The organism is Halobacillus sp. A1 (assembly GCF_024189295.1).
Classification (GTDB): domain Bacteria; phylum Bacillota; class Bacilli; order Bacillales; family Halobacillaceae; genus Halobacillus_A.
The window spans coordinates 549,835-574,231 of the sequence record NZ_JAIZEN010000001.1 but is presented as its reverse complement, the minus strand read 5'-3'; the positions used below and the strand labels follow the sequence as shown (position 1 = coordinate 574,231).

At 40.3% G+C, this 24,397-nt stretch carries 23 protein-coding genes, 1 tRNA gene and 1 pseudogene; 4 read left to right on the top strand and 21 right to left on the bottom strand.

Features of this window, described 5'->3' with window-relative positions; genetic code table 11:
- Positions 1 to 19 precede the first annotated feature (19 nt).
- From LF817_RS02730 to LF817_RS02690, 9 genes are read right to left on the bottom strand one after another with little or no spacing between them, the layout of a single operon-like run.
- On the bottom strand, positions 20 to 871 hold the full coding sequence (locus tag LF817_RS02730) for a ketose-bisphosphate aldolase (protein ID WP_253934221.1): 852 nt from the start codon (positions 869 to 871) through the stop codon (positions 20 to 22).
- A 4-nt stretch (positions 872 to 875) separates the two neighbouring features.
- Positions 876 to 1,889, bottom strand: coding sequence for an inositol 2-dehydrogenase (gene iolG / locus LF817_RS02725; protein ID WP_253934220.1), 1,014 nt, complete (start codon positions 1,887 to 1,889; stop codon positions 876 to 878).
- A gap of 22 nt (positions 1,890 to 1,911) precedes the next feature.
- Positions 1,912 to 3,501, bottom strand: coding sequence for a solute:sodium symporter family transporter (locus tag LF817_RS02720; RefSeq protein WP_253934219.1), 1,590 nt, complete (start codon positions 3,499 to 3,501; stop codon positions 1,912 to 1,914).
- Positions 3,502 to 3,519: 18 nt separating this feature from the next.
- Positions 3,520 to 4,401 carry a myo-inosose-2 dehydratase gene (iolE, locus tag LF817_RS02715; protein ID WP_253934218.1) on the bottom strand — a complete coding sequence of 294 codons (882 nt, stop codon included), beginning with the start codon at positions 4,399 to 4,401 and terminating at the stop codon, positions 3,520 to 3,522.
- Between the two features lie 3 nt (positions 4,402 to 4,404).
- Complete coding sequence (locus LF817_RS02710; protein ID WP_253934217.1) at positions 4,405 to 5,433, bottom strand: Gfo/Idh/MocA family oxidoreductase; 1,029 nt, start codon at positions 5,431 to 5,433, stop codon at positions 4,405 to 4,407.
- A gap of 19 nt (positions 5,434 to 5,452) precedes the next feature.
- Positions 5,453 to 7,372: a 3D-(3,5/4)-trihydroxycyclohexane-1,2-dione acylhydrolase (decyclizing) gene (iolD, locus tag LF817_RS02705; RefSeq protein ID WP_253934216.1), complete on the bottom strand. Its 1,920-nt coding sequence runs from the start codon at positions 7,370 to 7,372 to the stop codon at positions 5,453 to 5,455.
- Positions 7,373 to 7,378: 6 nt separating this feature from the next.
- A complete protein-coding gene (gene iolC / locus LF817_RS02700; protein ID WP_371924985.1) occupies positions 7,379 to 8,341 on the bottom strand; it encodes a 5-dehydro-2-deoxygluconokinase in 963 nt (320 codons plus the stop codon).
- The gene (iolB, locus tag LF817_RS02695) at positions 8,338 to 9,159 is read right to left on the bottom strand and encodes a 5-deoxy-glucuronate isomerase (RefSeq protein ID WP_253934214.1); all 822 of its coding nucleotides are present in this window, start codon (positions 9,157 to 9,159) and stop codon (positions 8,338 to 8,340) included. Before iolB ends, iolC begins: the two co-directional genes overlap by 4 nt.
- 2 nt (positions 9,160 to 9,161) lie before the next feature.
- Positions 9,162 to 10,634, bottom strand: a complete 1,473-nt coding sequence (locus tag LF817_RS02690; protein ID WP_253934213.1) for a CoA-acylating methylmalonate-semialdehyde dehydrogenase — start codon at positions 10,632 to 10,634, stop codon at positions 9,162 to 9,164.
- Positions 10,635 to 10,886: 252 nt separating this feature from the next.
- Between LF817_RS02690 and LF817_RS02685 the strand changes: the two genes are divergently transcribed.
- Both LF817_RS02685 and LF817_RS02680 read left to right on the top strand, forming a co-directional pair.
- On the top strand, positions 10,887 to 11,645 hold the full coding sequence (locus tag LF817_RS02685; protein ID WP_253934212.1) for a DeoR/GlpR family DNA-binding transcription regulator: 759 nt from the start codon (positions 10,887 to 10,889) through the stop codon (positions 11,643 to 11,645).
- Positions 11,646 to 11,658: 13 nt separating this feature from the next.
- Positions 11,659 to 12,051, top strand: coding sequence for a tautomerase family protein (locus LF817_RS02680; protein WP_253934211.1), 393 nt, complete (start codon positions 11,659 to 11,661; stop codon positions 12,049 to 12,051).
- A gap of 84 nt (positions 12,052 to 12,135) precedes the next feature.
- Here LF817_RS02680 and LF817_RS02675 read toward each other — a convergent pair whose 3' ends face one another.
- A complete protein-coding gene (locus LF817_RS02675) occupies positions 12,136 to 12,441 on the bottom strand; it encodes a PTS sugar transporter subunit IIA (protein ID WP_253934210.1) in 306 nt (101 codons plus the stop codon).
- Between the two features lie 2 nt (positions 12,442 to 12,443).
- The gene (locus LF817_RS02670) at positions 12,444 to 12,743 is read right to left on the bottom strand and encodes a PTS sugar transporter subunit IIB (protein ID WP_253934209.1); all 300 of its coding nucleotides are present in this window, start codon (positions 12,741 to 12,743) and stop codon (positions 12,444 to 12,446) included.
- A 1,993-nt stretch (positions 12,744 to 14,736) separates the two neighbouring features.
- Here LF817_RS02670 and LF817_RS02665 point away from each other — a divergent pair.
- Together LF817_RS02665 and LF817_RS02660 are read left to right on the top strand one after the other, a co-directional pair.
- Positions 14,737 to 15,360, top strand: a complete 624-nt coding sequence (locus LF817_RS02665; protein WP_253934208.1) for a MurR/RpiR family transcriptional regulator — start codon at positions 14,737 to 14,739, stop codon at positions 15,358 to 15,360.
- A gap of 110 nt (positions 15,361 to 15,470) precedes the next feature.
- Positions 15,471 to 15,722, top strand: coding sequence for a hypothetical protein (locus LF817_RS02660; protein WP_253934207.1), 252 nt, complete (start codon positions 15,471 to 15,473; stop codon positions 15,720 to 15,722).
- A 67-nt stretch (positions 15,723 to 15,789) separates the two neighbouring features.
- Here the strand turns inward: LF817_RS02660 and LF817_RS02655 are convergent, their stop codons facing one another.
- The 10 genes and pseudogenes from LF817_RS02655 to trpE all read right to left on the bottom strand — a co-directional run bounded on the left by LF817_RS02655 (position 15,790) and on the right by trpE (position 24,391).
- Positions 15,790 to 17,007, bottom strand: a complete 1,218-nt coding sequence (locus tag LF817_RS02655) for a hypothetical protein (protein ID WP_253934206.1) — start codon at positions 17,005 to 17,007, stop codon at positions 15,790 to 15,792.
- 220 nt (positions 17,008 to 17,227) lie between these two features.
- Positions 17,228 to 17,353: pseudogene (locus LF817_RS20340) on the bottom strand (HNH endonuclease); the annotation flags it as partial.
- A gap of 222 nt (positions 17,354 to 17,575) precedes the next feature.
- Positions 17,576 to 17,648 (bottom strand) — tRNA-Ala (locus LF817_RS02650).
- 206 nt (positions 17,649 to 17,854) lie between these two features.
- On the bottom strand, positions 17,855 to 18,454 hold the full coding sequence (locus tag LF817_RS02645; protein ID WP_253934205.1) for an anthranilate synthase component II: 600 nt from the start codon (positions 18,452 to 18,454) through the stop codon (positions 17,855 to 17,857).
- 26 nt (positions 18,455 to 18,480) lie between these two features.
- Entirely contained in the window at positions 18,481 to 19,281 is an 801-nt protein-coding gene (gene trpA / locus LF817_RS02640; protein ID WP_253934204.1) for a tryptophan synthase subunit alpha, read from the bottom strand.
- A gap of 1 nt (position 19,282) precedes the next feature.
- On the bottom strand, positions 19,283 to 20,476 hold the full coding sequence (gene trpB, locus LF817_RS02635) for a tryptophan synthase subunit beta (protein ID WP_253934203.1): 1,194 nt from the start codon (positions 20,474 to 20,476) through the stop codon (positions 19,283 to 19,285).
- A complete protein-coding gene (locus LF817_RS02630; protein ID WP_253934202.1) occupies positions 20,457 to 21,116 on the bottom strand; it encodes a phosphoribosylanthranilate isomerase in 660 nt (219 codons plus the stop codon). The genes trpB and LF817_RS02630 overlap by 20 nt, the downstream gene beginning before the upstream one ends.
- Positions 21,113 to 21,874, bottom strand: coding sequence for an indole-3-glycerol phosphate synthase TrpC (gene trpC / locus LF817_RS02625; protein WP_253934201.1), 762 nt, complete (start codon positions 21,872 to 21,874; stop codon positions 21,113 to 21,115). The genes LF817_RS02630 and trpC overlap by 4 nt, the downstream gene beginning before the upstream one ends.
- Positions 21,867 to 22,889 (bottom strand): anthranilate phosphoribosyltransferase, encoded by a 1,023-nt coding sequence (trpD, locus tag LF817_RS02620; RefSeq protein ID WP_253934200.1) that lies wholly within the window; start codon positions 22,887 to 22,889, stop codon positions 21,867 to 21,869. The genes trpC and trpD overlap by 8 nt, the downstream gene beginning before the upstream one ends.
- A complete protein-coding gene (gene trpE / locus LF817_RS02615; protein WP_253934279.1) occupies positions 22,886 to 24,391 on the bottom strand; it encodes an anthranilate synthase component I in 1,506 nt (501 codons plus the stop codon). Before trpE ends, trpD begins: the two co-directional genes overlap by 4 nt.
- Between the last annotated feature and the right edge of the window lie 6 nt (positions 24,392 to 24,397).

Sequence of the window (24,397 nt, the reverse complement as noted above, 5' to 3'; positions counted from 1 at the left end):
TTGGCCCGCTCAGTGATTTTTAACTATTATTCAGTGCTTTATGGTAGGCACCAGTACGTATAATTACCTCTTCAATAACTTCATTTAAGGATTGTATACTTGGTTTTAAGATCTCCATAGGTGCATATAAGTCCTGGTTTTCTATTAATACTTTTCTAAGCGCATCAGACCAGGCAATGTTCAGCTCTGTATTATAGTTAATTTTCGCGTGCCCGTGTGAGATTGCTTTTTGCAAATCACTATCAGAAATTCCAGAAGCTCCATGCAGTACAAATGGGGTATCGATAGATTGTCTTAAACTGGCCATCTCTTCAAAACCTAGATTTGGCTCTCCTTTATATTTTCCATGGACTGACCCTAAAGCAGGAGCCAAGCTATCTATTCCTCCCTTTTTTACTAGCTGAATACATTCGTTCTGATCGGCATATTTAAGATCACTGTAAATACCATCTTCAGTTCCTCCGACACTTCCAACTTCAGCTTCCACAGTGACACCATGTTGATGTGCATATTCAACTACTTCCCTGGTATTCTTCACGTTTTCTTTAATCGGCAATTTAGAGCCATCGTACATTATTGAACCATAACCTGCATCCACCGCTTTTTTACATCGTTCAACCGTTTGACCATGATCCAAATGCAGTACGGTTGGAACAGTAATCTCTAGATCTTCCTTCATAATATCAAAGGCACGGGCAAGCAGCTCAAATCCACCCAGTTGGTCAACTATTTTATCTGTTGTGCCTACAATAACAGGAGCGTTACATTTCTCAGCTGTTTTCAAAATAGATTCCAACCAAATCAAGCCATTCATATTGAATTGCGGAACAGCATACCTTTTTTCAAATGCATCATCTAAAATATTATACATATCATCACCCTACTCCATGGTTAACTTTCACAGGTAATCCACTTTCGTATGATTCTCTGGCAGCCAACGCGATTCTCTGGGCCATAATTCCGTCTTTAAATACCACTTCTGTTTCTGTATCGTTGACAACGCTATCTACAAATTCCTCGGTTTCCCTTATAAACGAATCATTATATCTTTCAAGGAAAAAGTGCAGTGGCTGATCCATTTCCACTGTATTCGAATGGAAATACTTCAGATTTGTTGCTGTTTCATTATCAGCCACCAGAGCACCACCATTGCCAAACACTTCAATACGCTGATCATATCCATATACAGCTTCCCTGCTATTATCGATTACTCCAAGTGCCCCGTTTTCGAAAGTTAACGTAATAACAGCCGTATCGATGTCATTTTTCTCGGCAATCTCAGGGTTAACCAGGCTCGTTCCTTTAGCGAAGACTTCCACTACTTCAGAACCTACTAAATACCTCGCCATATCAAAATCATGAATACTCATATCCATGAACAACCCGCCGGACGTTTCAATATAATCCAGATGTGGCGGGTTAGGATCTCTGGAGGTAATCTTCAGTACATGAACGTCCCCAACATTGCCACTTCCAACTCTTCTTTGCATTTCCTTGAAGTTTTTGTCAAATCGTCGGTTGAATCCAACTTGGAATTTCACACCTGCTTCTTTAATTTCTTGATACGCCTCAAGCGTTTCCGCATCATCGAAACTGATCGGCTTTTCACAGAATACATGTTTGTTAGATTTTGCCGCTAATTTAATCAGGTCAGCGTGTGTGCTAGTAGGCGAGCAGATGAAAACGGTGTTAATCTCTTCATCTTCAAAAATATCGTTATAATCTTTGGTTATCTCTTCAACCTCACTGTCTTTAAACCACTCTTGTAATTGGTCAGCAAACAAATCAGATACCATTTTTAATCGGACGTTCGGATTTGCTTTTAAATTATTAATGTGTAATTTACCAATTCGTCCTGCGCCAATAACGCCTGCTACAACTTTGCTCATAAAGATATCTTCCTTTCTCTAATTAAGCTAATACCAATGGGGAGAATATAATATACATAGCTACGACTGTTAACAGAATAATAGCTCCCACCCATTTGGAGTGTTTCCATGGAGTTAAATCCACTTTATTCTTATACTTCTCAAATTCGAAGTCTTCTTTATCAGGCTTCCAAGTGCTGAATACATACAAGATCGCAATATCAAGCAGGAACAATACACTCCATACATACAAGTAATGGACATCTGCAAGCATTATCTTCGACAAGCTATAGGTGATTACATGGAAAATGAATGTAAGTTTCGCACCGAGTGCTGATGTTTTCCTCGAGAAAAATCCGACTAATATAATTGCTAGCAGAGGCATGTTATATAAGCCATTAAATTCCTGGATTACCGCAAACAGACCTTGAGGGAACAAAGAAATTAATGGAGCTATAATAATAACAATAACCCCGACGGCAACAGTAAGTATTCTACCCATCTTGGCTATTTGACGATTATTCGCCTGCTTATTGATCACTGGCTTATAGAAATCAAGGCTGAATAATGTTACCGTAGCATTTAGGGCGCCAATGAATGAACTCATGATCGCTCCAAAAACGACAGCGCCGAATATACCATAAGCCCAATCAGGTAAGACCATCCCAACTAAAGAAGGATAGGCAAAATCCATTTTCATGTCACCACCGAAAATATTATAGGCAATAATACCTGGTATAACTAAGAAAAAGATGCCGAATATTTTAAAGAAACCGACCAACATAGTACCTTTCTGAGCTTCTTTTAAATTTTTAGCAGCAAGCGCTTTTTGAACAATCATCTGATTTGTACACCAAAAATACAAATTGTTAAAAAACATCCCGAAGAAAAGTGTAGGCCAAGGCACGATGGTCGAGTCTACAGCTCCCCAGGCATTCAATTTATCGGAAGATTCAGTCACTAAAAGGTCTACACCACTTAAGAAACTATTATTTCCTAAGGCTATAAAACCTAATATAGTAATAGATAAGCCGCCTACTACTAAACCAATTCCATAAATGGAATCGCTATGGGCAACTAAGGACAAACCACCCACAAATAGATAGAATACACCGACTAACCCAATCAGCGAGGCGATGATGACTACAGCCGTCATAGAACTTACTCCAAGTTGCTCTTCAATATTAAATAAATCATTAAAAATTAACGACCCGGAATATAACACAACCGGCATAAAACTGACTGTGTATGTAAACATGAATAGGATAGAAACAATCCTTTTCGTCATGGTGTCATATCGTACCTCTATAAAATCCGAAATGGTATTTACACCATATTTGAAATACCTGGGAAGAAAAATCCACGCACTCATTACAATAGCGACAGCAGCTGTAACTTCCCATGCCATAACTTCTGCACCGACTACATAACTTTGGCCATTTTGTCCGACAAGGTGTTCTGTCGAAAGGTTGGTCATTATGATAGACATACCAACCGTCGTTCCTACCAGGGATCGTCCTCCCAGAAAATATCCTTCAGAATCACGTGTATTGACGCTTTTACTTCGATAATAAGCGTACAAGTAAATAGCCAGGACAACGGCTGCAAAACTTAAAATAGCAAACCAGTTCATAATTATTCTCCTTTGTACTTAAACTACGCTTTCAATATACTGTTTCGCTTTCAACGCATATTCGAATGCATTGCAAGTACCAGGATCCTGTTCAGCTTCTACAACAATCCATCCTTGATAATTGTTCTCCACTAAATAATCCATGATCGGCTTGAAATCAATAAATCCATCACCCGGTACAGTAAAAGCGCCTTTCTTTACGCCGGTAAGAAAACTGTCTTTTTTATCGACTACTTCTCTGGCAATCTCTTTTCTGATATCTTTAAAATGGACATGTTTGATTCTATCAAAATATTTCTGCAATATATAAAGAGGGTCTTCACCAGAGAAAACGAGATGCCCAGTGTCGTACAACAAACTGACTTTTTTCGGGTCTGTTTCTTCCATTAATCTATCGATTTCCTCGGTTGTCTGGACACTCGTGCCCATATGATGATGATAAACTACAGTCATCCCCTTTTCATTAGCCAGTTCTCCTAGTTTCTCCAAGCCTGTAGTGAAAAGTTTCCATTCTTCCTCAGTAAAAGTCGGTTTCTGTTCAAACAGCGGAGTTTCCATCTGCCCTTGAATGCTATTACCTTGCTCAGACACTACGATTACTTCAGCTCCCATCGCATACAGAAAGTCTCTGTGTTCAATGAAAGCTTCTTTTACCTTTTCAAAATCCTGAGTAGTCAGGAAGGCACTGAACCATGCACTGGCAACCTCAAGCCCTCTGATCTCGAGATATTCTTTTAAGGTATCTGGATCTTTCGGATATTTGTTACCAATCTCCGTTCCTTTATATCCCGCAAGTGCCATTTCGCTTATGCACTGTTCAAATGAATTTTCTGAGCCTAATTCAGGCATATCATCGTTTGTCCAGGCAATCGGGGCGCATCCCAATTTAATATTGTACATTATCTAATCCCCTTCGTATTCAAGTTCCACCAGGTTGTCCTCTTCGAAGGACTTTTGGCATGCAAGTGCGACTTCTGTACTTCTTAATCCGTCTACAGCTGAAACTTCTGGTTTCGACTGTTCCCGGATACATCTGACAAAGTCTTTGATTTCATCCACATATGCCTCCCTGAAACGTTCCGGAAAGCTTTGAGACGTCGGCCTGACCACCCCGTTTTCATTAAAAACTGTAACTTTGTTTTTATCAGGGGTCGCAGCGATCCGGACCATCCCTTTGGTACCGATAACTTCTGTTTCCACATGATATCCGTGGCTTGCGGTACGTCCCGCCACTAAAAAAGCGGTTACATTATTTTCAAGCTGCATCGTCACCGTACCAATTTCTACTTCATTCAATTCACCCAGTTCAGGAGCAGCTTTGTTATTGCCCGTTGCCCAAACTTTTTTAATTTCAGAATTTGTAAACCAGCGAACGACGTCGATGTCATGGACACTCATATCCAGGTAAATGCCACCACTTGGGCTCTTTTTAGCAAATTTCACGAAGCTGTCCAGTCCAACAATCGGGTCGATTCCATACGAACGAATAATAGAAATGTCTCCAATTTCTCCACTGTCGATCATTTCTTTCGTATATAAGTAATCCGCGTCATATCTACGCATAAATCCTAAGTGGAATACATGGTCACTATCGTTGATTACCTGGCATGTCTGCTTAATGTCCTCTACATCCAAACCAATCGGTTTCTCGCAGAACACATGAAGTTTATGCTCAAGAGCCAATCGAATATGTTCGGTATGAAAACCGGAAGGCGTAACAATACATACGGCGTCCAGTTCTTTATTTTTTACCATGTCTTCATACTGGGTATAGGCGTATGGAACGTCATATCTGTGCTGCACTTCCTTATTAACTGCTTCATCCAAATTGGAAATGGCGGTCAACTCGACGTGTTTCATATTGCAGATATTATCCGCATGGATAAGGCCAAGACGGCCTAATCCAGCGACACCAATTTTAATTGTTTTCATCTATCTCACTCTTTTTCTCTTAATATTGTTTAGCCTTGTTTCTCATGCTGATTACTTCTTTTACTTTGTCAGTGACGTTCTCATTAGCGGAATGTTCCGAGATACCAACATTCCAGAAACTCTCATAGCCATCTGTCATCGTCTTAGGCAATACTTTTATATCAATCAATGTGGAATTTTCACTTTGCTGTGCTTTTTTGATCGCCTCTTTCAGTTCCTGATCGTTTGTGGCTGTGAACGTATTAAAGCCATAACCTTCTGCTACTTTCGCATAGTCCACGGTTAGAATACTGCCATCAGATTTGGTGAACTCTGTACAGTAGCTGTCGCTTCCGTGCCCCATTTGAAGGTTGTTAATACATCCATAACCAGAGTTGTCAAAGAGTACGATATTCATCTTGTATCCATATTGAAGAGCGGTCACCATTTCTGTATGGAGCATTAAGAAGCTTCCATCCCCAACCATGCTATAGACCTCTTTATCAGGATGGGCGATTTTTACGCCTAAGGCGCCTGCTATTTCATACCCCATCGTGGAGTAGCCGTATTCAACATGGTAGGTGTTTTCCACAGTTGGATTCCATAACCTGTGCATATCCCCCGGCAGAGAACCAGCAGAAGTGACAACGTAACTGGAAGGATCGATCAAGTCATTTACTTTTATCAATGCATTAGTCTGAGGATAAGTTGTTTCCAATGCATCGGCATAATCCTTCAGTTTTTCGTGGCCGAAAGCATCATTGATTTCCGGTTGATAAGCTTCATTATCAAAATCAACAGTAATTTCCCCCAACCTCTTTCGTTCATCCAGCCATTCATTTTTGTAGCTTTCCAACTGTTCAGCAAATTCGCTTTCATAGCTGTTCAACAGATCATCAAGGCGTTCAATGGTCGCTTTCGCATCGCCCACGAGCTGTATGGCATCCATCTTATACGTTTGCATCCTGCTGACATTAATATTGATGAATGTCGACTCCTCAAAATTGAATGCTGTTTTGGAAGAGGAAGTAAAATCGGTATATCTTGTACCAATACCAATGATTAAGTCAGCTTCTTTAGCAGCCTTGTTGGCAGCCAAGGTTCCAGTGACTCCGAGTCCTCCCATGATATATGGATGATCGGAAGATACAGTGGATTTCCCTGCTTGTGTTTCAGCAAGTGCCACTTTGTACTTTTGTGAAAAATCAGCGATTTCTTTGCCTGCAAGGGAGTATTTTGCTCCCCCGCCTACAACGATCAGCGGTTTCTTCGAGCTACTGATTGCTTCCTTCGCTCGCGCCAGTGCCGCTTCAGATGGTACGGCACGATCAACGTAATGAACTCTTTTCTGGAAGAAGGATTCATCATATTCAAATGACTCGCCTTCGACATCCTGGGCAATTGATAGCGTGACCGGTCCAGCAGTTTCAGGATTTGTCATTACTTCAAAAGCGCGCAGTAGCGCTGACATCAGCTGTTCAGGTCTTTCAATCCTATCCCAGTAACGGGATACAGGCTGCAGAGCGTCATTAGTGGTAATTTTATGGCTGTGTAGCTGTTCAATCTGTTGCAATACCGGATCAGGCTGACGAGTAGCAAACGTGTCACCTGGCAGGAATAGAACAGGCAGGTTATTAGCTAATGCCGTCGCACTGGCTGTCACAAGATTTGCGGAACCAGGCCCTACAGAAGAAGTTACTGCAAAGATTTTTCTTCTGAAGTTTTCTTTCGCAAAAGCTACAGCAGCGTGTGCCATACCTTGCTCATTCTTACCTTGAATCACTTTTAGATCTCCCCCATCCTCCTGGAGAGCCTGACCGAGTCCAAGCACGTTTCCATGACCGAATATGTTAAAAACTCCTTCGACAAACGGAGTTTCCTCACCGTCGAAATGGATATACTGGTTATTCAAAAACTTCACAAGTGCCTGAGAAGTAGTTAATTTGATTTTTTTTGACATAAAAACTCACCCTTCATGACTATTCATTAAGTTTTCAATGTCTGCGACTGTAGGCATCGCATCTGATGAGCTATGCTTAGATACCACGATAGAAGCAGCCGCGCTGCCATATTGTAATGCTTCTTTAATGCCTTTGTCTTTTTTCATTGCATAAATGAAACCAGAGGCAAAAGAGTCACCTGCACCGAACGTTTTCAACACTTTGGTTTTGTAAATGGTACCTTCAATGACTTCTCCATCATCGGTGAAAGCTCTTGATCCCTTTACGCCATGTTTGACGACAATCAAGTGTGGGGAGTACTCCAATAGCTGCTTTACCGTTTCTTCATCGGTATTGCCTTCCCCATTTTCCATCACGTCGAATTCATCTCTTGTTCCAATGACGATATCTGCCATTCTTGCTATCGCTGTCATATAAACAGCAGTCTCTTCTTTGCTTTTCCATGTATACGGACGATAATCCAACTCAAAAATTACTTCAACACCATTCTTTTTAGCCACATCAACCGCATGCAGTGCCGCTTCTCTTGATGGAGACTGGCTCAAAGAGGTACCGGAAATAAGGAGCGTGTTGGCACTTTTGATATAGTCGTCATCAAAATCGGGAACGCTTAAATAAAGATCGGCTACATTGTCACGATACATTAAGATACTGCACTCTTTCGGGCTTTTGATTTCCGTGAAGGTAAGACCAATTTTCCTACCTTCTGTATCTTTCTTAATGTACTTAGTGCCAACCCCGGATTCTTTCATGTAATCTATAACGAAGTTACCATGTTGGTCATCGGAAACTTTTGCAATCATTCCGACATTTAATCCCAATTTAGAAGTTCCAATCGCTATATTTGCAGGGGAGCCTCCCACATACTTAGTAAAAGTCATCGATTCTTCCATTGGGCGATTAAATTCTGTAGCATTCAAATCAACAGCAGCTCTACCAAACGTAATTAAATCTATTTTTTTCATCATTTATCCCTCTCTAATATCCATTCATGGTCTTTGTCATTATGAAACTTCCATTTTCTTTTTGGTCCAGCCATAACATTTAGATAGTAAAGGTCGTACCCATCCGGAACTCCTACTGGATGAAAACCTTTAGGAACAGACACACAATCCTGGTGTTCTACGGACATGGTTTCATCTAAATCACGGTCATTTGTATATACTCTCTGAAATACAAATCCCTGTTCTGGATTCACTTCATGATAGTAGGTTTCCTCCAGCATCGATTCTTCCGGGAGATTATCCTGGTCATGTTTGTGCGGCGGATAGCTCGAAAAGTTTCCACTGTCTGTATACACTTCTACCACCAAAAGATTTTCAGGAATGTCTACATAATCAGGCAGTATATTGTGTACGAGCCTTTGATTGGAGTGCTTTCCCCGTTCTTCAATATCATTTTCTGCCGCACGGATTACTTTTGTGTCCAGTACTTTAGTAGAGTTCGAGTAACATAGAGCCAGTTTTGCCTGTTTGTTAGACTTGACTTTAAACTTTTTAGTAGAAGGGACATAAATGCTGTCCGTCGGCTTCTTTTCAAACACAGATTCTCTGCTGCCAAGGTCTGAATAGGTTTCACCATCGACATCCACATCCACATTCCCTGTCAGGACAACAGCACATAATTCTGTATTTTCAAGGTTCTCTTCGTACTCAGCACCTTCGTCCATTTCAATCACCTTGAATTGGACATATTCAAGGCCCGTATTTGATTTGTTCAAATCCTGAATTAAAGTTACCCCTTCAGATAACTTTAATTCTCTTTTTTTATATAATAGATCAGCCACTATTAACCCTCCTCAGTAAACTCTGGTTCCTGATAACGCGCTGTAACAACTTTTTTTCTTGTGTAAAACTCTACACCATCTTTTCCGTTAGCATGAAGGGACCCAAAGAAGGAAGATTTCCAGCCGGAGAACGGGAAGATTGCCATTGGAGCAGGAACTCCCAGATTGATTCCCAACATGCCTGCATCGATGTTTTCGCGGAAATAACGGACGCTTGAAGCACTGTCCGTGAACAGGCAGGCACCATTAGCAAATTCTGACTGATTGGCTACTTTAATACCCTCTTTCAGATTTTTCACTTTGACTATTGACAAGACAGGAGCAAAGATTTCATCTTTCCAGATTTTCATTTCTGTGTTTACATCTTCAAAGATTGTCGGTCCTACAAAGTAACCTTCCTCGGAGCAATTCTCACGTCCATCTATAAGGAGCTTTGCACCTTCTTTTTCTCCTTCTTCGATGTATTGGATGGTACGTTGCTTGTTCTCCTCTCTAATAACAGGTCCCAGGAATACACCATCATCCAGACCGTTACCCATTTGGATGTTTTCTGCTTCTGTCTTTAGTTTCTGAGTGAACTCATCATAGATACCTTCTTCTACAGTAATGACTGCAGCTGCCATACAACGCTCCCCAGCAGAACCAAATGCTGCACCAATTACTTCTTTTACAGCTTGATCCACTTTAGCATCGTCAAGCACAATTGTATGATTTTTGGCTCCGGCCAAAGCCTGTACGCGCTTTAGATTGTCGGTACCTTTCTTATAGACATACTCCCCAACTGGTTTTGAACCGACGAAAGAAATCGCTTTAATATGTTCATTTTCAAGAATGCCGTTTACTACATCGTGAGCTCCGTTCACTACATTGAATACACCATTCGGCAATTCTGAAGCTTCCATTAGCTCAACAATTTTCTCAATGAGTAGTGGAGTTTTTTCTGATGGCTTCAATACAAATGTATTGCCTGTTGCAATCGCCATCGGGAACATCCAGCAAGGTACCATCATTGGGAAGTTGAAGGGAGTAATACCACCGACAACACCCACAGGATAACGATAATTGGTTCCCTCAATATCTGTCGCAATGGAAGGCAAGGAATCCCCCATCATAAGACTTGGTGCACCAGCTGCAAATTCAACATTTTCTATTCCGCGTTGAACTTCCCCAAGTGCTTCGTTTAAGCTCTTCCCATTTTCTTTTGTAATGATTTCTGCCAGTTCCTCTTTGTGGTCCATCAACAATTGTTGAAACTTGAATAAAATACGAGCTCGCTTAGGCACGGCGACATTCTTCCACTCATGGAAAGATTCTTCAGCCACCTGAGCAGCTTGATCGAGTTCCTCTTTAGTAGAAAGCGGCACTTTCGCCATAACTTCTTTCGTAGCCGGATTATAGACATCAATTGTTTCAGTACTTTTACTTTCGACCCATTCACCATTGATATAGTTTTTAAGTATCTTTGCTTCTGACATTTTACATCCTCCTAGGTAATCGCTTTCATAAAAGTGATTATTTTATGATTAAAGACTATCAATCAATCACTTTTTAGTCAAGTATTAAATATATATTGATAAACTTTTGATATTTTTATGTATCTTTTGATGATATTAATCATGGAATGTGCTACAATGTGACTATAAACATATTAAACGGATATTTCACCATATGTTATCAAATACATATGAGTTCGTAGAAAAGCGGAAAATAATAGGGGGTGGTGCTTCATGAAGGTTAAACGAATTAACCAAATTGAAGAATACCTAAAAGACAAACAGGAGGCATCTTTAGAAGAACTGAAAGAGCATTTTCATGTCTCACTTAACACAATCAGAAGAGATATCAATGAATTAGCAAAATCTTCTACTATAAAGAAAGTATATGGAGGGGTTATTTACAACAAAAATAACCCGGTTACGAAAGATTATGAAGACCGGAACATTAAACATCTAAATGAAAAAAAAGACATCGGTCAACATTGTGGTCAATTTATCGAGCAGCATGACATCGTTTATTTAGACTCTGGTACGACAACACACTTTGTGCTTGATAATTTGGACGAGAATATTGAATTCACACTAATTACTAACAGTTTGGAAGTGATTAACAAAGCTGTCGAATTTCCTAATGTCAGCCTTATCATCATTGGAGAAACATATAAAAGATCGACGAAATCGTTCACCGGTATTTCCGATGACCAGACAATAAGCAAGTTTAATATCAACAAAGCGTTTATGTCAGCTACAGCATTTTCTCTTGGTAATGGAGCTTCTAATTCGGATTTGTTGGAAAACAGAATTAAAAAACTGGTATGCAAACGAGCACAGCATGTCTATCTACTAATCGACTATTCAAAATTTGGAAAGACTTCCCTGTACACTTATTGTAATTTAGAAGATCTCCATACTATCGTTACAAATAACCAGGTTGACCACTCATACGTGAATGCAATTAAGGAATCTAACACGAATATCGTTCTATTGTAGAAAGGAGAAAATTATGCCGTTATTAAAATTTCATTTATATGAAGGTAAGAAAGAAGAAGAAATAAAAGAGATACTCGATGTTACCCATGAGGTAATGGTCGATGCATTTGAAGTTCCTGGAAGGGACCGCTATCAACTGGTTCATGAACATAAAAAGTATCAGATGGTAATGGAAGACACGGGACTGGGGTATGAAAGGACAGACAACTTTCTTTTGATTCATATGATTTCAAGAGAAAGAACCAAAGAACAGATTACTAAATTCTACAAAAACCTAGCTAAAGATCTTGATATAAAGTGTAATATTAGCCCATCTGATTTAATGATATCAATATCGTCTAACGGCGATAACGATTGGAGCTTCGGTGGAGGAAAGGCTCAATTTCTAACTGGAGAGCTATTATAAATAATCATTGGTCCTCATAAATATAAGCAAGGCCCGGGATTCTTTTTAAAAATCCCGGGCCTTGCTTTTTCATTTCAACTATAGCTATTTATTTAAATAAAGGTTAGCTACTTCCTTAACAAGATCATGAACCATTTGAGCATTCGAAACATGATCCATGGCATGGATTAAATATACGGTTATAGGAATTTCTTCTGTCCTTGCATTCAAACTTAGAATATTCGTCTGTTCCTTATGAGCATTGAGCAGAAACTCCTTGGAGAGAGACATCTTTTCATGGTATCCTTCCCGGTCTCCGTCTTTCGCACAAGTTAATGCTTCAAAGGCATTATTTTTCGACTGAGCAGACTCCGTAATTAGAGGCATAAACGCCGTAATATCGACGTCCATTTTTATATAACCTCATTCAGCTGTTCAAAAATACTAAATGCATTCATATTGTTAAAATCACTTACTGAAACCTTAAGTACTTTACCTTTGGTGACCTTCCTGTATTCATCTTCTCTATGATGGATCTGAGGTACAAGAAGAACGGCATCAACAGCTTCTTCTTGTACATAATCCAACCCTTCTTCAGTGCTCTTCGAATTTATATTGAACTCTTCTTCATTCTCTTGCGCTAATTCGTTCAGCTTTGTCACTAATAAACTTGTTGTAATGCCGGCTTCACATACTACAATAATATTTTTCATTGCGCATACCTCCGAAATTCTGATATATCCTAATTTATATTACTTCAAACTGTTATTTCAAACATAATACATTCCTTCTTATACTGTTTAACCTAAAATTATACATTTTAAACAGAGCACCCAATGAATTACCTCAGGTCCTCCAGAACCTGAAGAACCTGGGGCAAAATGTCTATCCCTCAACTACATTTTCTCTATGTATGGACTCATTGCAAGTATCCAGCACCTTAATATTGTTATTGGTATCTTCAGGTGTACACACTGGTTTTGTGCCTGGTATCGGCTTCCATTTCAGATTATCCTCTTTCTAAAAAAATTAAGAGAAGTACCATTCCTAGCACTCTAAGTTTAACAGAGGAAATAAGTGCAATATTACGCGGTGAACCCTCTAAAGGTAAAATGCAACATTTGTTACTTCTTTTGTAAGATTTTCTTCATCACTTTCAATTAAATCATCTAAGTTATCTTCTGCTGCTAAAGAAAGTTCTGGTTCGCTACGTAACACTATTTCTTTAGAATCAATAGTTACGCCGAATTCTGTAACATCCTTAAAAGAAATAACATGAATTTGTTCCTGCTGATAATAATCTCTTCTCTCTTTTTTGTCATTGTCTAATAAGTTATTATATTCATCTAAAAAAACAATTATTCAAATCTATGCTCACAAACTCATATCCAAAATTAAAATTAGTAAACCTAGATTTTCCAAAATTCAAAACTCTATTTTTATCGATATGATACTTCGATTTTTTCTTCTAATTTATCTTTTTGATTTTCCTTCTAAAGACTCCCCACACATTTAATCCCCCTAGTGAAATTTATAACTATGCACAGAAACCTATCATTAGCTACTTGATTTTAGCCTTGGATTATTATTCACCTTAAGAGTATTCATTTCCTCTTTTGGGTTACAAATAAACTTATTGAAACTTCCTACATTAACCAATATATAGATATAGCATCTATTATCTTAACTCAACTGAAAGTATACAACCCTTCACCAAACAATTTGCAATTCTTGATATGAACTGCTTTTGCGTTCTTGAACTTACGATCAAAAAAAACTACCCCTTTTTATAAGGAAATAGTCTTCTTAACTATTTATGCATTGTACAGCTTCTTTAAAATCAGGCTATAAGAATAATGTTATCACACCACACCGCCCCTTCACTACATTAGTTAAATAATGAATGATAAAATGTAAAAACCCCTATACAATCGGTTTTCCGACTTCAAAGTATTAGCATGAGATTAAATAATTACCAGTATTAAAAAAAAACCCAGTCACGAAAAGACATCCACCCTGTCAAAGTGAATGTCCTTGTATGAATGCTATCAAAAATCTTGTAATAAATACTGTTATATCACTTTTTTGACAGCCCAATAGGAATGAACCACCCCATTTTATATGTAATTTGATAAGTTCGGTCCACAAATGCTCCACTTCTGCCCACTAAATAAACGGTTTATGATCAACAGCTTACAAGGACTTGGGAGTACATATGATCAAACTAAATGAGGATGGTTGTAATACCAGCAAATTAAGCTTTTTTGGGATTAAAAGTGATGGGTCCAAATAAAAATGGGGCAATAATAATGAAATCCTGCCCCAAATCCGCCCCAAAGGAACATGTTGTTAATTACTCGAGTTTCTTCAATACTAGTGACGTGGGTAACTTTTCTATTACATATTTATCCTCTTTCAGTACTGGCCGCACTTTCTTGTTCAAATTTTTCTTTTCTAACTTTTACCGGATCTTTTGTCATCATACTTACTATTATTAATCTTACCAAGGATAACCCTAAGACAAAAGTGACATATGGGATAGTTGTATTCAAAGAGTGGGCGATACCTGTCCCCAATAGGAGCCGTTGTGGGGGTGCAGCCTTTTGCTAACCCTCCTTACGTGGAGGCCTCCAGTGTGGACAGCGCAGCCCTATCTATGAAATATGTTTTTTTCATTGGGGCCTTCACCCTTGGGCGATTTTTGCCTTGCTAGGCCTGGGACTTGCATACTTTCAGTATAGAAAAGATTTGCCTGCAACGATAAGTTCCATCTTTTACCCCATTTTAGGCGACAAAATTTATTCGCCGATGAGAAAGACCATTGATATCCTTGCTGTATTTATCACAGCCATCGGTGTCGCAAGCACGCTGGGGTTAAGTGCCCTGCAGATCACCGGTGGGTTAAATTTTTCTTACGGTATTCCGAATACGACAACCTTCCAAGTAAACGTGATTGTAACCGCTACGGTTCTCTTCTTAATATCAGCTTTGTCTGGACTTAACCGCGATTTTGGTCACCTTATGGAAGAGTTCTATCCTCATATTATGCAGCTCACCCACGAAAGTCATTTTATTTACGATCGTGCTTCTCGTCTCACGGATAAAGATACGCTCATTCTAGTGGCCAATGCACCTTACACTACTCAAAGTGTAAAAGTAGCGAAATTCCTACATAAAAGAGGTGTATCCATTATCCTCATTACAGACCTCCCATCCTGCCCAGCTGCATCATACAGTTCTATAGTGCTCAACACAAAAAGCAGCGAAAAACAATACACCATTCTGCCTGCAATAGCCCTATTAGAATCTCTTGTCATTGAATTTGGCTGAAAAAAATCCGACACTTCCATCAGTCATCTTGATGAATTGGGAAAAGTTTTACGAGAAAGGAATATTACTAGGTCTTAAAGGAATTTTCTAGCATACTTCAAAAGAAGGAGTTGGTTGTTCAACATATCGTAAACTTTCAATCCAAAATAGATGAAATTAAGCCAATCCATATTATTAATTACTTAGATAGTCTAGGACATGATGTAGTAAGAAAAGATGGTAAAGCAGGCGGTTTAGCTTCAACAAGTGTCTTATATCATTATCGTGTCCTTGAAGATATATTTAGCCGGGCTCAAGAATGGATACTAATTAAAGAGAATCCTGTTAGAAGTGTGAAGCGTCCTAAGATAGATAATACATAAATAAAGAAGCGATTCCCCTTATTTGGCCCCTTTAATGGATAAAGTGATAGAACAACATCTTTTAGAACTATACTACTCTATTATCTTCATGCTCTTTCGCAAACCACCTAATAACTTGTTGAGATAGGATATCTAAACACTTGGTGAAATCTCCTAATTGTTCGGATGGGCACTCCATGCCCTTCTTTTCATAATTTGTTTTAGCATGAGCAAACATATTTCTAGTATTACTAATAGCATTAGCTACTTCTTCAACAGCTTTTATTTTGTCACTATCTTTGCTATCGTGATTTAATTTCTTGGTGAATTTCAGGAAATTTGGTGCTTGTTCTCTGATTTCATATAAGTCACAACATGTTTCGATAGTCAATTTAATAGCAAAATAATCCTTTTGATTTGTTCTATTTCCTTCAAACACTTTACTTAATTCCATAATATAGTTAGCATCTGGATTAAGAGCTCTTGAACTAAACAATTTCTTAGAAACCGAATTAATTAAATCTTGTTGAATAACTGTCTGAGAAACATATTCTATTACTTTTGTATAATTTAATACAAGAATCTCAGTATTCGAAGTATTCAAAGAAGAATTGTATAACTTTAGTAATTCTTCTACTCCTTTTCCACGTAATAATGGTCTAAGCCTCGTAGTATCATCATTGCAATCTAATTCATCATAGTGAGAGTCACCGCTCATAAGCCTAGCAGACAAATGAATACTAATCCCTAAAGTGGATTTCAACTCAAATAAATATGCTTCAATTAAGCTTTCTGCTATGCTCTCATCTACCGAGTCCTCCGCACGTATTTCTATAAAATTGTCGTAATCGTCTATGGGAGGTACATGATCGTCATATTTCTTATCCATTATTAATTTAATTCCATAACTTGTTAAACCACTTACCACTTCAATTACGTATTCTTGGTCGTCTATTATTTCTTTTGTAGCAGGTATATCGATACCATGCACATGCATTAGTTCTTGTAACTGGCTGTCTATATAAAAAAGTGCTACTCTTTTACCAATAAACTTATACTCATTAAACACTCTATACCGATTAGCTTCATAAACTACGTCAAGTAATTCCCCAATAGGATAAGTTTCATCCGAGTAGGATTCTGGAAACCAAACCAATAGTTCATAATTCTCATCTATTACGTCTTCTTCATCGTCTTCTTCAGAATCGTCTAATACAAAGTTACACCCAATAGAATGTCTTTCAAAAAAATCTAACAGTTCACTTACCTCTTGTCTTAAATCATCAGGAATAAATTTAATACTCAATAAACTCCCTCCTCTTATTAATTAAATAAAATAAGGGCGATATTCTTATTAAATAATCGCCTCGATTGTTTAATACTCTAATTAAAGGTAAATTGCCATCTGATCGATTTGTTATAAGTCGCACGGTCAACTCTAAAATTACAGAACTCTTGATGACTCACATATACAAAAGAATTGTCTATAACAGCTATAACATTCGAGAAAATACACAATCAGAAAATTATTTTGGGAAAAGATTCTCATTTTCCCAAAATCTAGCTCCTAAACTATGGTACATTGTGCTCCTGTCACCTTTTGACTTGTTGCAATGTTCGCAAGTTAACTGGAAGTTAGTAGGATCATTCGTCCCCCCAGATGGAAGTTAATAATAACAGAACTGTTCATCAACAAAAGAGAGAACTCTGTGTGATTTTATGAGTGGTTCTATCACCAAAAAAGCGGTTTTTAAGAAATACGTCCCCAATACGTCCCCATTTCACCTGTATCAGCCTATTTACTCCATATCTGTATTAACTTTATATACAAGAAAAACCCCTGCATAGCAAGGGTTTCCTGTGTTGTGTACTAGTGGAGCATAGCGGGCTCGAACCGCTGACCTCTACACTGCCAGTGTAGCGCTCTCCCAGCTGAGCTAATGCCCCGTATAATTTTTCCGACAAAATTTATTATAGCGCTTTTAAGTCGTTAATTCAATACTTTTTGGACTTTATTTTTACATTTCAGCCAATAATTCTGACATTTGGGAAGTTATTTCTTTCATTTGTTTTCACAACCGACTCTTCCCTCCAGCAAACACAACAAAAGTCTATCTCTCTAAAGTTAAGAGAGATAGACTTCTTTCAGTTATCTAGTCTGCGACCACTTCTTCTTCTTTTTCTTCCCTCAGCTGATCCATAAGGTTCTTAAGCAGTTGAATGCCGTCGTTTGTTCCGATGGATTCCGGGTGGAACTGGACGCCTTCAATAGGATATTCAAGGTGTCGGATGCCCATGATTTCTCCTTCAACGGTGGCGGCGGTGATTTCAAATTCTTCGGGGACATCTTTTTTATCGACGATCAAGGAATGGTAGCGCATGGCTTCCATAGGGTTATTGAGATTTCTATAGATCGATCGGTTATCGTGAAAGATTTCCGAGCTTTTGCCGTGCATCAATCGATCAGCTCGGACGACTTTTCCGCCGAATACTTGAGCAATGGCCTGGTGGCCTAAACATACGCCAAAGATGGGGATCGTCTTTTTATATCGGTCGATGACTTCAAGTGTGATTCCGGTTTCATCCGGTGAACAGGGACCTGGTGACAGAAATAACAATTCTGGCTGCAGCTCATCGATTTCTTCAAAGGTGACTTCGTCGTTTCTTCGCACGATCACTTCTTCGCCAAGGTCGCCTAAATACTGGACGAGATTGTACGTGAAGGAATCGTAGTGATCAATCATGTAGATCAACTCTGCTCAGCTCCTCTGGTCTAGATTCATTTTACAAGCTGTCGAATCTCTTGATAAAAACGTTCGAGTGCTTCTTCTTCCTGTCCATTTTCGAATGCTTCCAGCTCGCCTTCGATCAAACGAATAATCTTACTTCCGATGATGACGCCATCGGAGTGCTCTCTTACTAATTGTACATCTTCATTCGTAGAAACACCAAATCCGACGGCTACCGGCACTTGGCTATGCTCTTTTACCTTTTTAATAAATGATAAGGTTTCTGCAGACATCTGATTGCTTCCGCCCGTCACTCCGAGCGTCGAAACGCAATACAGAAAACCTTTAGCATGCTCAGCAATTTGTTTGATGCGGGTATCCGAATTAGGTGCTACAAGCGAAATGAACTCGACTCCTTTTTCTTCTGCCAACCCTCTGATTTCTTCACTTTCTTCGTATGGTAAATCAGGAATCAGAACACCTTCTGCTCCGTTTTCTTCTAACATTTCGAAAAAGCGATCGTATCCCATTTGAATGACAGGATTATAATACGTGAAAATAACGACTGGAATTTCCACCCCTGCTTCTCGCAGCTTAGGCACTAGTTCAATTGCCTTCGTCAGTGACATATTCTGTTGCAATGCGCGCTGTGCCGCCCTCTGGATTGTCGGTCCATCAGCTAATGGATCTGAATAGGGTACCCCGAGTTCCAATATGTCTGCACCAGCCTTCTGCAGCCGCAGTGCAAATTGGATCGTCAGTTCAGGAGTCGGGTCTCCAGCTACAACGAACGGGATAAACAAATCTTCTGTTTTCGTCAGCTTCCCTTGAAATGAAGTTTGTGTCAGCATATTATTCCTCCTCCTGAAAATGTTCCATCAGCGTGGCCATGTCTTTGTCGCCACGGCCTGACAAGTTGATCAGGATCGTCTGCTCTGGAGTCATTTCAGCTGCTTCCTTGAATGCTTGTGCCAAAGCGTGTGCCGTTTCAATCGCTGGGATAATACCTTCTTGCTCGGTCAATAGCTGCAATGCACTTAACGCTTCTTTATCAGTAATCGATTCATAGCGCACTTGCTTCGTTTGGAAAAGATGAGCATGCTCCGGTCCGATTCCCGGGTAGTCCAGCCCTGCTGAGATTGAGTACGGCTCTGTAATTTGTCCATTTACATCCTGCATAAGGTAAGTCATAGATCCGTGGATTACACCTGGAGTTCCTTTTGTCAGTGTAGCAGCATGTTCTGGAGTATCGATTCCTTTACCAGCCGCTTCAACTCCAATTAATTCACATGGATCCTGCAAAAATGGATAGAACATCCCCATTGCATTACTTCCGCCGCCTACACATGCATAAATCCGGTCAGGAAGCTCAGATTCCACTTCTAAAAACTGCTTTTTCGACTCATCCCCTATAACACGCTGAAAATCGCGGACCATGCGTGGGTAGGGATGCGGACCTACAACAGATCCTATTAAATAAAAGTGGTCTTCACAATTGGCGACCCAGTAACGAATAGCTTCGTTCGTTGCATCTTTTAACGTTCCATTTCCGCTCGAAACAGAGATGACTTCAGCCCCCAGCAGCTTCATTCGGAAGACATTGAGTTCCTGACGGCGAATATCTTCTTCACCCATGAACACTTTGCACTCAAGGCCGAATTTAGCCGCAACCGTAGCTGAGGCTACACCATGCTGGCCAGCACCAGTTTCTGCGATGATTTTCTTTTTACCCATACGTTTAGCAAGCAACCCCTGGCCGATCGCATTGTTAAGCTTGTGTGCACCCGTATGATTCAAGTCTTCTCGTTTTAAATATATTTTTGCTCCGCCCAGCTGCTTAGATAACTTATCCGCATAGCTTAGGGACGTCGGGCGTCCCGCATATTCTTTTAATACATGATGGTACTCGTCCAGAAAAGCCTGGTCGCTCATAGCTTCATCTAAAGCTTCTTCTAATTCTTGTAAAGGCCCCATCAACGTTTCTGGCACATATTTGCCGCCAAAATCACCGAAACGTCCTTTGATATCAGGAAAAACTTGCTGCATGTCGGTCCACCTCTTTCATGATTGCTTGGATTTTATATAAATCGTTCTGTTCATTCGTTTCAATTCCGCTAGATATATCGATGCCTTCTGGATGATGTCCAAGAAGCTGTGACACGTTCTCCGGTGTGATCCCTCCAGCAATCAGGCAGGAAACATTTTGTTCATTAGCGACGCGTACATAGTCTTCTACTGTACTCCAGTCAAAGCTGACTCCTGTGCCGCCGTATGCACCTTCTACTTTTGAGTCGATCACATAACCATCCGCTACGCCTTTGTATATCTCCATCTGTTCTAAGGCACCATCACGGTGGTGAACGACTTTCCAAACAGGCAGCCCCACCGCTTCTTTGATTTGCAATATATTTGAAACGGTCTCACTGCCGTGAAGCTGAATAACGTCCAATGAAACAAAAGAAAGCACTTCCTCCAGCTGCTCAATCGTCGGATCAACGAATACACCTACAAGCTTTTGTTTCGGCTTTGTACGGCGTACCCATTGGCCCACTCGTTCCGGCCGGACGTAGCGCTTTGTTTTTTTAACAAAAATAAAGCCTAAGTGGGTAGCGTTCGAAGAAGCGCTCTTCTCTACATCGCTTGCTGATCGATTGCCGCATAATTTAACGAGAGGCTCACGTATCATACGTTCACTCCGTCCAGGAGATTTGTCACTGCCTGTTTAATATTGTTTTGTCTCATCAGTGACTCTCCCACTAAAACAGCGCCCGCACCATAACTAACGACTTTCTGGATATCCTCATACGTGAATATTCCGCTTTCAGACACAAGAAATGCTTCTTCTGGGGCCAGCTTCGCCATTTTTTCGGTTTGTTCAAGCTTCGTTTCAAACGTGTGAAGATTGCGGTTATTCACACCTAATACCTCAGGTGTGAATTCCTTCAACACACCTTCAAGTGTTTCTTCACTATGCACTTCAACGAGCGCTTCCATGCCAGATTCATAAGCTTGCAAATATAACTCATGAAGTTTTTTCGGCTCCATGGCTTCGCCAATCAACAAGATAGCGTCAGCACCCATTAGCTTGCTCTCCTCCACCTGTACGGGATCGATAATAAAATCCTTGCGCATGACAGGAACATCCACGAATTTCTTAATATCCGTTAAAAAGTCGCGATGCCCCTGGAAGAAGTGCTGGTCAGTCAACACTGAAATCGCCTGAACGCCCGCATCAGCATACTGTTTCCCAACCATCACGTGGTTGAAATCATCGCGGATGACTCCTTTCGAAGGAGAGGCTTTTTTCACTTCTGCAATCAACCCGGCAATTTTATTCGAATTTTTAAGAGATTCAGCAAAAGGAACCTTCTTCACGTCAGCCGCTTCAGGTAAATATAGTCGTTCAATCTCTTGTTGTTTTATCGCTAGAATCGTATCAAGCATACTGACGTCGCTCCTTTTCCTCTTGAATAGAAGTGAAATAATCATATACCGTACCTGCTTCAATAGCTTGCTGGACTTTTTGAACGCCATCTTTTAAGTCTGCAGCTTTGCCGGCTACATACAATCCAGCTGCAGCATTCATCGTCACAATGGTCATGGCACTTTCGTTAGCTGTGCCTTGAAGTACCTTCTCTATAATTTGCGCACTATCTGTGCTTGTTGTAATTTGGATATCTTTCAATTGACCTGTATTCAATCCTAAATCTTCTGGCTCAATTGTGAATCGCGTGATATTTCCGTCTTTCAGTTCTACGATGTCCGTGACACCCGACATTGTGATTTCATCCAGCCCATCCCGGCCGGTAGCTAATAAGACGTGTGTAGAACCTAATTTATTCAGCGTTTCGGCCATCTTTTCAGCATAGGCCGTATCGTAAATGCCAATGAGCTGACGCTTGGCGTTCGCAGGGTTAGACATCGGTCCAAGCAAGTTGAAGACGGTTCGAAAACCAAGTTCCTGACGGGCTGGCCCGGCATGCTTCATCGCCTGATGATAATTCGGCGCGAACATGAATGTCATCCCTTTTTCTGAAATAGCTTTTGCCCCTTCTTCCGGGGTCGTATCAATCGGAATGCCCAGAGTTTCTAATACGTCGGCGCTTCCGCTTTTTGATGATACTTTACGATTGCCGTGTTTAGCGACTTTTACGTCCATGGCAGCAAGGATAATCGATACGGCTGTGGATATATTGAATGTGGAGCTGCCATCTCCTCCTGTTCCGCACGTATCTACGATCTCATCATTTTCTACTTCGAGCTTTGTCATATTGGCACGCATGGCTCGAACAAAGCCGGTCATTTCTTCAACCGTTTCTCCACGATGACGGATGACGGAAAGGAGACTCATCAGCTGGCCCGTCGTTGCGTTGCCCTGCATGATTTCGTTCATAGCTTCGAATGCAGCTTCTTCTGTCAACGTTTTTCCTTCTACAATCTCACTTAAAATTTGTTTCATTTCGTCTCGACTCCTTCTCTGCTCTTCTCAAATGCTCGCTCAGCTATTTCTATTGTGCGCTTCAATGCGCTCGCTTTATTAATCGTTTCTTGATACTCTGCTTCTGGATCGGAATCGGCTACTACGCCGGCTCCTGCCTGCACGTATACTTGATCGCCTACTTTAGTCATCGTACGAATGGTGATGCAAGAATCGATATTACCATCAAAGCCTAAATAAACCACGCCTCCTCCATATAAATGACGGGGGGTTGGTTCAAGTTCCCTTAAAATTTGCATAGCTCTGATTTTCGGTGCGCCAGAAAGTGTGCCGGCTGGGTAAGCAGAAATCAAGGCATCAATTGGGGAAACTCCTTCTTTCAACTGCCCTGTCACCTTGCTGATGATGTGCATAACCTTCGAAAACCGACCAATCGTCATATAATCAAAAACTTTGACGGTCCCATATTCTGCAACTCTTCCCATATCGTTACGCGCTAAATCTACTAGCATCCTGTGTTCTGCCTGTTCTTTTTCGTCAGCTAAAAGCTCTTCAGCTAAGGCATCATCTTCTTCCTGAGTGCTGCCTCGTTTTCTCGTGCCGGCAATAGGGTGGATTTCAAGTTCACCGTCCTGCACTTCTAACAGCCGTTCGGGAGAGCTTCCCATCACTTCTACGTCATGAAACCTCAAATAAAACATATAGGGAGACGGATTGACTTTTCTTAGAATTCGATAAAGCTCAAAACCGCTCCGTTCGGTCGTTGCTTGAAACCGCTGGGAAAGCACCGCTTGAAAGATGTCGCCAGCTAATATATATTCTTTAATTTTCTCTACATCATTTTTGAAATCTTCTTTTTCGTAATTACTCTTCAAATCTATGGAATGATCTGAGAGCTCGTCCGTCAACATCAAGTCAGGAAGGAAACTGTTTTCTTTCAGACGCTGGCTTACTTCTTTAACACGCCCGGCTGCTTGTTCATACATTTCCTCCGCAGCCTCATCGCCGTTTAATCTAGCAAAAGTCAAAATTGTCGTTTCTTTTGTTTTATGATGGTAGGCAATTAGAGTTTTACAGAACAATAGGTGATAATTGGATAAATCCATATGATCGGGTTCTGCAAACGGTACAGGCTCATAATCGGAAATCGCATCATAAGCGATATATCCAACAGCCCCTCCCTTAAATGGCAAAGGAACATCTGCCTGTTTTACTTTTAATTCATCTACCGTCTTTTCAAAGGCGTCCTTGAAATTCGACGCAGTACGGGTTGTTTTTTCCTGAAAATCTTCTATTATAAACGTGCCTTCTTGCTGAGAGATATCAATCATCGGGTCTAAACCAATAAATGAGAAATTAGACCATGGAGATTCAGGGTCCTGGCTTTCCAGCATATAGACGGCCTCATCGCGCAATGCGTGAAACATGTGGATGGGCGTAAGTGTATCGGTATAAAAGGATTGGGAAATCGGAATCGTGCGGTATTCCTCAGCATCTGCAAGGAATGATTCCTTTGTCGTCATACTCAT